At 75.1% G+C, this 11819-nt stretch carries 12 protein-coding genes; 4 read left to right on the top strand and 8 right to left on the bottom strand.

The genetic code is table 11. The features are described from left to right. Window positions 1–71: 71 nt before the first annotated feature. Both ACFU74_RS32115 and ACFU74_RS32110 read right to left on the bottom strand, forming a co-directional pair. The gene (locus ACFU74_RS32115) at window positions 72–488 is read right to left on the bottom strand and encodes a VOC family protein (protein WP_380763210.1); all 417 of its coding nucleotides are present in this window, start codon (window positions 486–488) and stop codon (window positions 72–74) included. Window positions 489–493: 5 nt separating this feature from the next. Next, complete coding sequence (locus ACFU74_RS32110) at window positions 494–886, bottom strand: helix-turn-helix transcriptional regulator (protein ID WP_380763214.1); 393 nt, start codon at window positions 884–886, stop codon at window positions 494–496. A gap of 106 nt (window positions 887–992) precedes the next feature. Between ACFU74_RS32110 and ACFU74_RS32105 the strand changes: the two genes are divergently transcribed. Continuing rightward, entirely contained in the window at window positions 993–1502 is a 510-nt protein-coding gene (locus ACFU74_RS32105; protein WP_380763208.1) for a DUF2199 domain-containing protein, read from the top strand. A gap of 29 nt (window positions 1503–1531) precedes the next feature. On the opposite strand, the gene ACFU74_RS32100 is transcribed toward ACFU74_RS32105, so the two are convergent. The 4 genes from ACFU74_RS32100 to ACFU74_RS32085 all read right to left on the bottom strand — a co-directional run bounded on the left by ACFU74_RS32100 (window position 1532) and on the right by ACFU74_RS32085 (window position 5345). Beyond that, entirely contained in the window at window positions 1532–2431 is a 900-nt protein-coding gene (locus ACFU74_RS32100; protein ID WP_380763206.1) for a Gfo/Idh/MocA family protein, read from the bottom strand. Window positions 2432–2559: 128 nt separating this feature from the next. Further along, window positions 2560–3255 carry a DedA family protein gene (locus ACFU74_RS32095; protein ID WP_380763212.1) on the bottom strand — a complete coding sequence of 232 codons (696 nt, stop codon included), beginning with the start codon at window positions 3253–3255 and terminating at the stop codon, window positions 2560–2562. 172 nt (window positions 3256–3427) lie between these two features. Next, window positions 3428–4327, bottom strand: coding sequence for a class I SAM-dependent methyltransferase (locus tag ACFU74_RS32090; protein ID WP_380763204.1), 900 nt, complete (start codon window positions 4325–4327; stop codon window positions 3428–3430). A 109-nt stretch (window positions 4328–4436) separates the two neighbouring features. Beyond that, the gene (locus ACFU74_RS32085; RefSeq protein ID WP_380763202.1) at window positions 4437–5345 is read right to left on the bottom strand and encodes a spermidine synthase; all 909 of its coding nucleotides are present in this window, start codon (window positions 5343–5345) and stop codon (window positions 4437–4439) included. A gap of 105 nt (window positions 5346–5450) precedes the next feature. Between ACFU74_RS32085 and ACFU74_RS32080 the strand changes: the two genes are divergently transcribed. Further along, complete coding sequence (locus ACFU74_RS32080; RefSeq protein ID WP_380763200.1) at window positions 5451–6410, top strand: alpha/beta hydrolase; 960 nt, start codon at window positions 5451–5453, stop codon at window positions 6408–6410. Between the two features lie 151 nt (window positions 6411–6561). Next, complete coding sequence (locus ACFU74_RS32075; protein WP_380763198.1) at window positions 6562–7995, top strand: selenium-binding protein SBP56-related protein; 1434 nt, start codon at window positions 6562–6564, stop codon at window positions 7993–7995. A 22-nt stretch (window positions 7996–8017) separates the two neighbouring features. Here ACFU74_RS32075 and ACFU74_RS32070 read toward each other — a convergent pair whose 3' ends face one another. Then, complete coding sequence (locus ACFU74_RS32070) at window positions 8018–9361, bottom strand: globin domain-containing protein (protein WP_380763196.1); 1344 nt, start codon at window positions 9359–9361, stop codon at window positions 8018–8020. 199 nt (window positions 9362–9560) lie between these two features. Next, window positions 9561–10505 carry a helix-turn-helix domain-containing protein gene (locus ACFU74_RS32065; RefSeq protein WP_380763194.1) on the bottom strand — a complete coding sequence of 315 codons (945 nt, stop codon included), beginning with the start codon at window positions 10503–10505 and terminating at the stop codon, window positions 9561–9563. Between the two features lie 127 nt (window positions 10506–10632). Between ACFU74_RS32065 and ACFU74_RS32060 the strand changes: the two genes are divergently transcribed. After that, window positions 10633–11736 (top strand): NAD(P)-dependent alcohol dehydrogenase, encoded by a 1104-nt coding sequence (locus tag ACFU74_RS32060; protein ID WP_380763192.1) that lies wholly within the window; start codon window positions 10633–10635, stop codon window positions 11734–11736. The last annotated feature ends 83 nt before the right edge of the window (window positions 11737–11819 follow it).

Below are 11819 nucleotides of genomic sequence, written 5' to 3'. Positions count from 1 at the left end.
CGCATCGCCGCATCGGCCACGATCAAGCAAGATCCGTTGTCAGACGGACCGCCGGGCAGCCTGCCAACGGCTCACTTCCGGAGGGGCTGGGTGAAGCGCAGCATGTTGCCGGCCGGGTCGCGGAAGGCGCAGTCGCGCACTCCGTAGGGCTGGTCGATCGGCTCCTGGAGCACCTCGCCGCCGGCGGCGCGGATCCGCTCGAAGGTCGCGTCACAGTCCTCGGTGGCGAAGATGACCGCCCGCAGCAGGCCCTTCGCCAGCAGCTCGGCCATCGCCTGCCGGTCGGCCGGCGAGGCGTTCGGGTCCGCCAGCGGGGGCTCCAGCACGATGTCCACGTCCGGCTGCGAAGGGGCGCCGACCGTCACCCAGCGCATGTTCTCGAAGCCCACGTCGTTGCGCACCTCCAGGCCGAGGACGTCGCGGTAGAAGGCGAGCGCCTTGTCGTGGTCGTCGACGGCGATGAAGCACTGTGCAAGCTTGATGTCCATGGGGCTCACGCTACGGGTGGGGCGGGCGTTTCGCTTCTCCGTTCCTGACCGGTCTTCCTGACCGGCCGGGTGTAGAGCTTCGCGTAGCACGCGGGGATCGCCGCGCCGTCCGCGTGGCCGCGCGCCCGGTAGGCGCTCGGGCTCTCCCCCACCAGCTCGGTGAACCGCGTGCTGAACGACCCCAGCGAGGTGCAGCCCACCGCGAAGCACACCTCGGTGACCGACAGGTCCCCGCGCCGCAGCAGCGCCTTGGCCCGCTCGATCCGCCGGGTCATGAGGTAGCTGTACGGCGTCTCCCCGAACGCCGCCCGGAAGCTGCGCGAGAAGTGCCCGGGCGACATCAGCGCCACCCTCGCCAGCGCCGGCACGTCCAGCGGCCGCGCGTAGTCGCGGTCCATCGCATCGCGGGCCCGGCGCAGCCGGACCAGGTCGTCCAGGTTCACCCCTCCACCCTCGCACGGGGCGCCGACAGCGGCCGCCGCGGGCTTGTCTATGCTCTGTGCCATGCCCGCCACCGAACACGCATTCGCCTGCTCCTGCTGCAACGGGCGGCACGACGGCCCGCCGCGCTCGTACGGCTCCCCGGCCCCGGTGAACTGGAAGCCGCGCTACGCCCGGCGCAGGGACAGCGAACTCACCGGCGACCAGTGTGTGATCAAGGGGAGCCACTTCTACGTCCACGGCCTGATCGAGATCCCGGTGCTGGACGGCGGCGACCCCTTCTCCTGGGGCGTCTGGGTGTCGCTGAGCGAGGCCAGCTTCGCCCGGGCGCACGACCTGTGGGAGGACCCGGCGCGGGAGCAGGAGCCGCCGTACTTCGGCTGGCTGACGACCGAGCTGCCGGTCTACCCGGAGTCCACGCTGCTGCTCAAGACCCATGTCCGCACCCGGGCGGTGGGCCTGCGCCCGCTGATCGAGCTGGAGCCGACCGACCACCCGCTCGCCGTCGAGCAGCGCGAGGGCATCACCGAGGAGCGGGTGCGGGAGTTCGCGGACCTGCTGCTGCGCGGCTGACGGCGGGCGGGGGCTGGGGGCGGTCCGGCTCAGACCTCGACGGTGGCCCCGGTGGCCAGCGAGCGCTCGGCGGCGGCCAGGATCTCGACGGTGCGCAGGCCGAAGGCGGCCGAGCACGGGTGCGGCTCGCCGGTGCGGGCGGCGCTCGCCAGGGCGTCCAGGGCGCGGTGGTAGGCCGCGATCGGCCCCTCGCCGCGCGCGGGGAGCCGGACGGTGCCGGACTCGCCGCGCAGCTCCATCCCGGTGCCGCCGCCGGCGACCGGGGTGGTCAGGCTCAGCCCGAGGGTGCTGGAGGCGCCGCCGACGTGCCGCAGCACCAGGTGGACGGTGTCCAGCGGGCCGGCCACGGCGGTGACGGAGGTGGCGTCGCCGATGACCGGCAGCAGCACGGAGAGCGCGTGCGGGCCGACGTCCCAGAGCGCGCCCTTCTCCTCGCGCCAGGGCGAGGCCGCGTAGGGACTGGTGGAGTCGGGGGCGAACACCGAGCCGAACCAGTCCGAGCGGCCGGTGAACCAGCCGCCGACGGCCGCCTGCTCCTCGATCCAGGGCAGCTGGTCGCCGCCGAAGCGGACGGTGAAGAAGACCACCGAGGCGACGCGGTTGGCCTCGGCCGCCTCGACCACCCGGCGGGCGTCGGGGACGGTGAGCGCCACGGGCTTGTCGAGCAGCAGGTGGCAGCCGGCCCCGGCGGCGCGCACCGCGAGGTCGGCCTGCACGGTCGGGGGTACGGCGATGGAGACGGCGTCGACCTCGGCGAGCAGCCGGTCGAGGTCGGCGTGGCCGGGGACGCCGTACCGTCCGCCGAGCGCGGCGGCCGCCTCGGGGCGGCGGCCCCAGACGCCCGCGAACTCGGTGCCGGGGTGCTCCGCCAGGACGGGCGCGTGCACCCGCTCCGCCCAGGGGCCGGTGCCCAGGAGTCCGATCCGCATTGCTGTACCCACTTCTTCGTCGTTCTCGGTGCTGTCTCACGCGAACGCCGCTGCCCGGAGGTGTCCGGGCAGCGGCGGGCGTGACGGTCCGGGCGGGCCCGGGGTGGACCCGGGAGGGTCCGGGTCGGTCAGTCCGCGGCGGGCGCGGTGACCGTCGGGGTGGCGGCCGTGCCGTCCTGCGCGGCGGTGTCCTTCGCAGCGGCGTCCTCGGCCTCGTGGGCCTTGGCGGCCTTGGCCGCCCGGCGCTTCATCAGCCACGCCGAGAGGGCGCCGCCGGCCGCGGCGACCAGCAGGCCGATCCAGGAGAACTTCGACAGCCACTGCTCGGCGACCTTGCCGACCTGGTAGACCAGCAGGGTCGTGCCGCCGGCCCAGACGATGCCGCCGAGCACGTTGGCGATCAGGAACTTCCAGTATGGCATCTTCAGCGCTCCGGCCAGCGGACCTGCGAAGATGCGCAGCAGGGCGATGAAGCGGCCGAAGAAGACCGCCCACATGCCCCACTTCTGGAAGGAGCGCTCGGCGGTGGCCAGGTGGCCGGGGCCGAAGTGCTTGGGGAACCTCCGCCCGAGCTTCTCGAACAGCGGCTTGCCGCCCTTGCGGCCGATCGAGTAGCCGACCGAGTCACCGATGATCGCGCCGAGGATCGCGCAGACCGCCACCCAGACCGGGCTGACCACGCCGCGCGCGGACAGCAGGGCGGCCGAGACCAGGGCGATCTCGCCGGGAAGCGGAATCCCCAGCGACTCGAATCCGATGATCAGACCCACCAGGGCGTAGACCGCGCCCGGTGGTACGCCTTCGATCCAGGCGTCGATGTGCAGCAAGGCCAGTACCTCCGTGGCAGGACGGGGCCCGCGGCGGTCGTCCGGGGCCGGTCAGGTCCCCGCGGCCCGCACGCCGGTCCCGACGTCGTCCGATGGCGGCACCAGGCCGCTCCCCGAGAGGGCAGCCTAACGTGCCGGGCGGCCCGTCCCCCCGGCCGATCACCGCAGGCTACGACGTACGGAGCCGCTGCCCGGTTCCCGCCCCCGCACCACCGCCCGCGCCGACCGTGCCGCCGCCCGGGTCCGCCCGGCGGTCCGCGAAGCGCAGCGCGATCACCGACGGGCGCCCCTTGACCCGAGCCGCCGCCGGGAGCAGGGCGCGCAGGACCCCGCGGCCGCCCTCGGGGTAGACCTCGCGGACCCCGGTGACGCCCGGGTGGGCGGTGGCCAGCTTGGCCCGCTCGTCCGCGTCCATCCCGAACGGCATCGCCGGCGCCTGGTAGTAGCGGTCGCGCAGCCTGCCCCGCACCGACCGGGCGCTGAACCAGCGCGGCACCGTGTCCAGCACCATGGACGCCCCGGGGAACCGCTCGGCGCAGGCCGCGAGCAGCGCCCGCACCTCGGCGGGGCGCAGGTACATCAGCAGGCCCTGGGCGGTGATCAGCAGGCCCTGTGCGGCGGCGGCCGGGTCGACCGCGTCCATCCAGGCCGGATCGGTGGCCGAGACGGGCAGGATGCGGTGCCGCTCGTCGGGCGGCAGCAGGCGCTCGCGCAGCGCGGCGGTCTCGGGCAGGTCGACGCAGAGCCAGTGGGCGCGGCCGTTGTCGACCCGCCAGGCCTGGGTCTCCAGGCCCTCGCCGAGGCCGACGACCGTCCCGCGCGGGTGGCGGGCCAGGAAGTCGGCCACCTCGCGGTCGAAGCAGCGCGCCCGAAGGCCCTGGAGCTGGGACACCAGGGCGCTGCTGCCGAAGCGCTCGGCGAAGGGGAAGTCGATCCGCCCGACCAGCTCGACGGCCTTGGGGTCGGGCAGCACGGTGTCCGGCCGGCGGGCCTCGACGACCCGGTGCCAGAGCGTCCACAGCGCCGTCTCGGGCACCGCCGCCAGCTCAGGACGCTCCACGCTGCTCATCTCTCGCTCGCTCCCTCGGAGGTGGCGGGTGTCCCCGCCCGGACCCGCCGATTCTGACACCGGGGGGCGCGCCGACGCGGGTCCGCACGGCGTCGGCGCGCCGAACCGCTCAGCCGACGCTGAACGCGCCGTCCGGGGGCGGCGGGGAGTCGGTGGCGGTGGCGTCGGTGACCGGCGCCGTGCGGGCGGCGAAGGCGGCGAGGTCGGCGCCCTCGGTGAGCCGGGCCGGGAAGATGTCCGCGGCCAGCCGGCGGGCGAGGTCCTCGACCGGCAGCGGCCCGGTCGAGCCGACCAGCAGGATGTTGCCGTACCGCCGCCCGCGCAGCACCGGCGGCTCGGCGATCAGGCAGGCCTGCGGGAAGACGGCGAGCAGCGTCGCCGCCTGGGCGCGGGCGAAGGCGAGCGGCGGGCCGTCGGCGAGGTTCGCCGCGTAGCAGCCGCCGGGGCGCAGCGCCGCCGCCGCCAGCCGCAGGAACTCCACCGAGGTGAGGTGCCCGGGGGTGCGCGAGCCGTGGAAGACGTCCGCGACGACGAGGTCCAGCGCGCCGGGTTCGGCCCGGGCGCGGGCCGCGAGGGCGGCGCGGGCGTCCCCGACCTCGGCGGTGATGTCGACGCCGGGGCCGTGCCACGGGAGGTGCCGCTCGACCAGGTCGAGCAGCGGGCCGTCCACCTCCACCACCCGCTGGCGCGAGCCGGGGCGGGTGGCGGCCAGGTAGCGGGGCAGGGTCAGCGCGCCGCCGCCCAGGTGGAGGGCGGCCAGCGGGCGGCCGGGCCCGGCGAGCGCGTCGACGAGGTGGCCGAGGCGCTGGGTGTACTCGAACTCCAGGTGGGTCGGGTCGCCGAGGTCGACGTAGGACTGCGGGGTGTCGTCCAGGGTCAGCAGCCACCCGCCGTCGTGGTCGACGTCGGGCAGCAGCTTCGCCTGCCCGAGGTCGGTGTGCCGGGCCACCGGTACGGGCTCGTCGGCCGGGGGCGGGGTGGCCGTGGGCGAGGTGGACGGATCGGGCGTCTCGGGCATGTGCGCAGCATAGGCGCCCGGTCCGAGTCGCCGTCACGCCGGAGGCTACCGGCCGGTATCGTCGTGCTCCCCGAGTCTTCGAGCAGAAAGCGGGTGCACGTGGCCATGGAGTTCCGCGAAGACATCCTCGGCGCCCCCTACGAGGCCGCCGAGCTGCCGCTGCGGCCGGACGAGGAGGGCGAGGTCTCGGCCACCCTGGTCCGCCGGCTGGTCCCCGGCTCGGACCGGGCCGTCCTGTACATCCACGGCTACAACGACTACTGGTTCCAGACCCACCTCGCCGACCACTACACCGCCGCCGGCTTCTCCTTCTACGCGCTCGACCTGCGCAAGTACGGCCGCTCGCTGCGCCCGCACCACTCGCCGAACTTCGTCCGCGACCTCGCCGCGTACGACGAGGAGCTGGACGCGGCGGTGCGGGTCGTCCGGGAGCGGGACGGCCACTCCCGGCTGCTGGTCAACGGGCACTCCACCGGCGGGCTGATCGCCGCGCTGTGGGCCGGGCGCCGCGCCGGGCGGGGACTGGTCGACGGCCTGTTCCTCAACAGCCCCTTCCTGTCCATGCCGGCCGCCGCGGCCGTGCGCACCCTCGGCGCCCCGGCGCTGGACGCCATCGGCCGCCTCGCGCCCACCCGGGTGCTGCCCTCCGCGCTCAACCCGCACTACGTGCACAGCCTGCACCGCGACTTCCGCGGCGAGTGGGACTTCGACCTGAGGCTCAAGCCGGCCGAGGGCGTGCCGCTGTTCGCCGGCTGGCTGGCGGCCGTCCAGCGCGGCCACCGGGAGCTGCGGCGCGGGCTCGGGATCGACGTTCCGGTGCTGCTGATGGCCTCCACCGCCTCCGTCTCCACCACCCGCTGGCACGCCGCCCTGCACCACGCGGACGCCGTGCTGCGCGCCGACGACATCGCGGCCGCCGGCCCCCGCCTGGGCCGCCATGTGACGATCGTCCGGATCAAGGGCGGCATGCACGACCTGGTGCTGTCCGGCGAGACCGCCCGTACCCAGGTGTTCGCCGAACTGGACCGCTGGCTCGGGGCGTACTTCCCGCTCGCCGTGGGCTGAGCCCGGCCGACGCCCCGACCGGGGGGCCGGGGGTGCGCCGCCCCCGGCCCCCACTCGCTCCCCGTGCGCCTGCTGTGCGCCCGCGGGTCTGTGGAAGGCTACCCGGGCCCCTGTCACTTCCCTTGCCGAACAGGCGAGTTGAGGAGCCAGCATGCCGCATGGACACGGCCCGCAGCACGACCGGCAGCCCGGCCACAGCGACCCCTCCCTGTACCGCACGCCCGCCGAGGCGATCGCCGCGCCGCCGGAGCGGCTCGCCTACGTGGCGGGCTTCGACCGCTCGGCGCGGCGGCCGGACGCGCTGATCACCGTCGACACCGACCCGGCGTCGCCGAGCTACGGGCGCGTGCTCAACCTCACCGACATGCCCGGGACCGGCGACGAACTGCACCACTTCGGCTGGAACGCCTGCTCCAGCGCGCTCGCCCACGCCGGCCACCACGACGCCGAGCGGCGCTACCTGCTGCTGCCGGGCCTGCGCTCCTCGCGGCTGCACGTCCTGGACACCCGCCCCGACCCGGTCCGCCCGCGGCTGGTGAAGACGGTGACGGCTGAGGAGCTGGCGGCCAGAGCCGGGTACTCGCGCCCGCACACCCTGCACTGCGGCCCGGACGGCGTCTTCCTGTCCTGCCTGGGCGCGGCGGCCGGCGGCGACGGCCCCGGCGGGGTCGCCCTGCTCGACCACGGCACCTTCGACGTGCTGCGCCCCTGGGAGACCGAGCGCGGCCCGCAGAACTTCGCCTACGACGTGTGGTGGCACCTGGGCACCAACGTGGGCGTCACCAGCGAGTGGGGCACCCCGTGGATGGTCGAGGACGGCGTGGTGCCGGAGCTGCTGCTCGGCCGCAAGTACGGCCACGCGCTGCACTTCTGGGAGCTGGACTCGGGGCGCCACCTCCAGCGGATCGACCTGGGCGACCAGTACCAGATGGTGCTGGAGCTGCGCCCGGCCCACGACCCGCAGGCGGAGTGGGGGTTCGCCGGGGTGGTCACCAATGTGGAGGACCTGTCGGCCTCGGTCTGGCTATGGTACCGGGACGGCGAGGCGTTCACCGCGCGCAAGGTGATCGAGATCCCCGCCGAGCCGGCGAAGGCCGAGGACCTGCCGCCCGTGCTCCAGCCGTTCGGCGCCGTGCCGCCGCTGGTCACCGACATCAACCTGTCGGTCGACGACCGCTGGCTGTACGTCTCCGCCTGGGGCACCGGCGAGCTGCTGCAGTACGACGTGGCGGACCCGTTCCACCCCCGCCTCACCGGCTCGGTGCGGCTCGGCGGGGTGACCGCCCGCACGCCCCACCCGGCCGAGCCCGACCGGCCGTTGAGCGGCGCCCCGCAGATGGTCGAGATCAGCCGGGACGGACGGCGGCTCTACCTCACCAACTCGCTGTACGGGTCGTGGGACGACCAGTTCTACCCCGACGGCATCGAGCCGTGGATCGTCAAGCTGGACGCCGACCCGGAGCGGGGCGGGCTCGCCGTGGACCCGCGGTTCTTCCCGCACGGCGAGGACTTCCGGGGGCTGCGGGTGCACCAGACCCACCTGGCGGGCGGGGACGCCTCCTCGGACTCCTACTGCTACCGGTAGGGCCGGCCCGCGGTTGCGGGGCTCACAGCCGGGCGAGCACCGGGTCGTGGTGGATCCGGGTGGACGGCAGGCCGGAGGCGACCAGCCGGGTGCGGACCTCGTCGACCAGGCCGGCCGGGCCGCTGACGCAGGCCAGGTGCTCGGACCAGTCGCCGGCCCGGCTGACCGCCTCGGCCAGCCGCCCGCCCGGGCCCGCGGGGCCGCCGGCGGCGTCGTCCGCGACCGGGATCAGCTCCAACCAGGGCTTGCGGCCGCCGAGTTCGGCCAGGGCCGGCCAGTCGTAGAGGTCGGCCCTGGCCCGCGCCCCGACGAACAGGTGGACCCGGCGCCCGCGCGGACGGTGCTCCACCAGCTCCTCGACGATCGCCTTCATCGGGGCGAGCCCGGTGCCTCCGGCCACCAGCAGGAGGTCCCGGGTGTCGTCCTGCGGCATCAGCGTGCCGCGCGGCGGGCCGAGCCGCAGCCGGTCGCCGACGGCGGTGTGCTCGACCAGCGCCTCGCTCACCCCGCCCGGGCCGGTGCGCCGGACGTGGAACTCCAACTCGTTGTCGGCGCGCGGGGCGCAGCCCATCGAGTACTGCCGCCAGGTGTGCGGCCGCAGCGGGTGCTCCACCGTCCCGTACTGCCCGGCCCGGTACGGGTACGGCTCGCCGGTGCGCACCCGGACCACGGCGAGGTCGGCGCGGCGGCGCTCGTGGCCGACGACGGTGGCGTGCCAGTACGGCGGCTCGGTGAGCGCCGACTCGGCGCCCGCCACCATCGAGCGGACGCCGAAGCGCAGCATCCGCACCCAGGCGGCCTCCAGTTCGGCGCTCCAGGCCGAGCCGGCCCGGAGCCGGAGCGCCTCGCGGAGCGCCTCCTCGAAGGCCTCGTAGTGGACCGGGCGCACGCCCAGCTTGCGGTGGTCGCGGCCGAGCTGGGCGAGCGTGGCGGAGAGCCGGTCGGGCCGGTCCAGATGCTCGATCAGGTACTCGAACATCCGCTCCAGGTGGACCTGCTGGAACTCCATGGACTCCGGGAACAGCGCGCGCAGGAAGGGGCGGCGGCGGAACATGAACGCGTAGAGGTGGTCGATGAGGTCCGCGAACGGGGTGACCAGGCCGAGGCCGCCCAGGATCAGCCGCTGGTCGGCCGCGGCGTCGTGCCGCCCGTCGTACCCGCCGTCGTCGCCGTGGCCGGCGCGGGTGCCGTCGGCGGCCGGGCGGACGGCGTGGCGGGCGCCGTCTCCGGGCGCGCCGCCCGGACCGGCGGGCGCTGCGGCGAAGGACGGCGCCGGAGCCAGGATCTGCCGGCGCAGGCGCATGGCGTGGTGGCGCGCGATCAGCCGGTCGTACTCGGTGGTGCTGCTGGTGCTGTCCATGTCCATGAACCGCAGCCTAACCACCCGTCAGACACCCTCCGGACGCCCGGCGTTCACCGTTGCGACGGGTTCCCGGCCGGTTTCGGGCAGGGGGCGGCCGGGACCGGCACAGGTCCAGTAAACGGCCGTCCACGGCGCCCCGGACAGGGCCGGCGGTCCCGGTGGACCCGGGACCATCGGACCAGGTCGCGCCCGGCGAAGAGGACTACCGGCCTGTCGACTGACCGGGTCCGGGCTCCGGCTCGGCCTCGGGTGCGGGCGCCGGTGCGGACTCCGGGGCCGATCGCGGTTCCGGCACCTCCCCGGGCGCCGCCGCCGTCCAGCTGGCCAGCAGGCGCAGCGACTCGGCCGAGGCCGACCCCGGATCGGCGTGGTAGGCGACCAGCACCTGGCGCAGGTCCCCGGCCGGGCGGAAGGTCTCGTAGCGCAGGGTCAGCCGGCCGACCACCGGGTGGTGCAGCTCCTTGACGCCGTGGCCCTTGTCCCGGACGTCGTGCGCCGCCCACAGCCGCCGGAAGTCCTCGCTCTTGACGGAGAGTTCGCCGATCAGCGAGGCGAGCCGGGGGTCGTCGGGGTCGCGGCCCGCCTCCAGCCGCAGCATCCCGACCACGTCGGTCGCCTTGCCCTCCCAGTCCAGGTACAGCTCACGGGAGGCCCGGTCGAGGAAGACCAGCCAGGCCAGGTTCCGCTGCTCCGGCGCCAGCCCGGCGACGTCGCCGATCAGGGCGTTGCCGAGGCGGTTCCAGGCGATCACGTCGAGGCGCCGCCCGAGGACGTACGCCGGGACGCCGTCCATCGCGTCCAGCAGCTGCTGCAGCTCGGGCCTGACCCGCTGCGCGCGCGATGCGCGGACCCGTCCGGCACCGCGGCGGGACGGCCGGGTGATCCGGCGCAGGTGGTCGCGCTCGGCGGAGTCGAGGCGCAGGGCGCGGGCGATCGAGTCCAGGACGGCGGTCGAGACGTTCTCCCCGTGCCCCTGCTCCAGCCGCACGTAGTACGCCGTGCTCACCCCGGCCAGTTGGGCCAGCTCCTCGCGGCGCAGCCCGGGCACCCGCCGTCGGCCGCCGTAGTCGGGCAGCCCGACGTCGGCGGGCCGCAGCCGCGCCCGGCGGGACCGTAGGAATTCGCTGAGCTCGGTGCGCTGGTCCATGCCAGCAGTATGGGCCCAGGTCCGGGATCTTGGGGGTGTTGAGGGTGATACCACTCGTAGTAGGAACGGGGAACGTACGGGAATCACTGATCTGTCCGGCCGCGGACGGTACGCCGAACCTTGGGGCATGACGAACACGACGATCACCGACACCGGCACCGCTGCCGCCGGGGGCACTGCCGAGGCCGGCCGGATCGCGGTCTACGCCGCCCCGGCCCCCAGGGCGCCGCTGGAGCGGACCACCGTGCCGCGCCGGGCGCTCGGCGCCCGTGACATCCTCATCGACGTCCGCTACGCGGGCATCTGCCACTCCGACATCCACCAGGTCGGCGACGACTGGGCCCCGGGCATCTTTCCGATGGTCCCGGGCCACGAGATCGCCGGGGTGGTCGCGGAGGTCGGCCCCGAGGTCTCCCGCTGGTCGGTCGGCGACCGGGTCGGCGTCGGCTGCTTCGTCGACTCCTGCCGGGAGTGCGACAACTGCCGCGCCGGGCTCCAGCAGTACTGCACGGGCGAGGGCGGCGTCGTCTTCACCTACAACGCCCGCGGGCGGGACGGCGCGCCGACGTACGGCGGGTACGCCCGGCAACTGGTGGTCGACGAGCAGTACGCGCTGCGCATCCCCGACGCGCTGGCGCTGGACACCGCGGCGCCGCTGCTCTGCGCGGGCATCACGCTCTACTCCCCGCTCACCCACTGGGGCGCCGGGCCCGGCCGGAAGGTCGCCGTCGTCGGCCTGGGCGGGCTGGGCCACCTGGGGGTGAAGATCGCCCGGGCCAAGGGGGCCGAGGTCACCGTGCTCAGCCGGTCGTTGCGCAAGCGCGAGGACGGGCTGCGGCTCGGCGCCCACGACTACCGGGCGACCTCCGACCCGGCGACGTTCACCGAACTGGCGGGCCGCTTCGACCTCGTGGTCAACACCGTCTCGGCCGGCCTCGACCTCAGCGCCTACGTGGGGCTGCTGCGGACCGGCGGCACGATGGTCCAGCTCGGCGCGCCGGACGGGCCGGTCGGTGTCAACGCGCACGCGCTGCTCACCGGGCGCCGGTCGCTCGCCGGCTCGATGATCGGCGGGCTGCCGGAGACGCAGGAGATGCTGGACTTCTGCGCCGAGCACGGGATCGGCGCGGAGATCGAGCTGATCCGGGCCGATCGGATCAACGAGGCCTACGAGCGCGTGCTGCGCGGCGATGTGCGCTACCGCTTCGTCATCGACGCGTCGACCATCTGACGCGGCGCCTCCGAGCGGCACGCGTACGGCGCCCCGTCCCCGGCGCTCTCCCGTCGCCGGGGACGGGCGCGGCGGCGCCGTGC

Source organism: Kitasatospora sp. NPDC057500, from assembly GCF_042802195.1.
In the GTDB taxonomy this organism is placed as follows: Bacteria; Actinomycetota; Actinomycetes; order Streptomycetales; family Streptomycetaceae; genus Kitasatospora.
Note: the sequence above shows the minus strand (reverse complement) of the source record. Positions and strands in the feature narration are given on the sequence as shown.

Bases quoted from the DNA above. Each gene is read 5' to 3' on its own strand.
- ACFU74_RS32115 (WP_380763210.1), bottom strand. From the start codon at position 488: ATGGACATCAAGCTTGCACAGTGCTTCATCGCCGTCGACGACCACGAC.
- ACFU74_RS32110 (WP_380763214.1), bottom strand. From the start codon at position 886: ATGGACCGCGACTACGCGCGGCCGCTGGACGTGCCGGCGCTGGCGAGG.
- ACFU74_RS32105 (WP_380763208.1), top strand. From the start codon at position 993: ATGCCCGCCACCGAACACGCATTCGCCTGCTCCTGCTGCAACGGGCGG.
- ACFU74_RS32100 (WP_380763206.1), bottom strand. From the start codon at position 2,431: ATGCGGATCGGACTCCTGGGCACCGGCCCCTGGGCGGAGCGGGTGCAC.
- ACFU74_RS32090 (WP_380763204.1), bottom strand. From the start codon at position 4,327: ATGAGCAGCGTGGAGCGTCCTGAGCTGGCGGCGGTGCCCGAGACGGCG.
- ACFU74_RS32085 (WP_380763202.1), bottom strand. From the start codon at position 5,345: ATGCCCGAGACGCCCGATCCGTCCACCTCGCCCACGGCCACCCCGCCC.
- ACFU74_RS32080 (WP_380763200.1), top strand. From the start codon at position 5,451: ATGGAGTTCCGCGAAGACATCCTCGGCGCCCCCTACGAGGCCGCCGAG.
- ACFU74_RS32075 (WP_380763198.1), top strand. From the start codon at position 6,562: ATGCCGCATGGACACGGCCCGCAGCACGACCGGCAGCCCGGCCACAGC.
- ACFU74_RS32070 (WP_380763196.1), bottom strand. From the start codon at position 9,361: ATGGACATGGACAGCACCAGCAGCACCACCGAGTACGACCGGCTGATC.
- ACFU74_RS32065 (WP_380763194.1), bottom strand. From the start codon at position 10,505: ATGGACCAGCGCACCGAGCTCAGCGAATTCCTACGGTCCCGCCGGGCG.
- ACFU74_RS32060 (WP_380763192.1), top strand. From the start codon at position 10,633: ATGACGAACACGACGATCACCGACACCGGCACCGCTGCCGCCGGGGGC.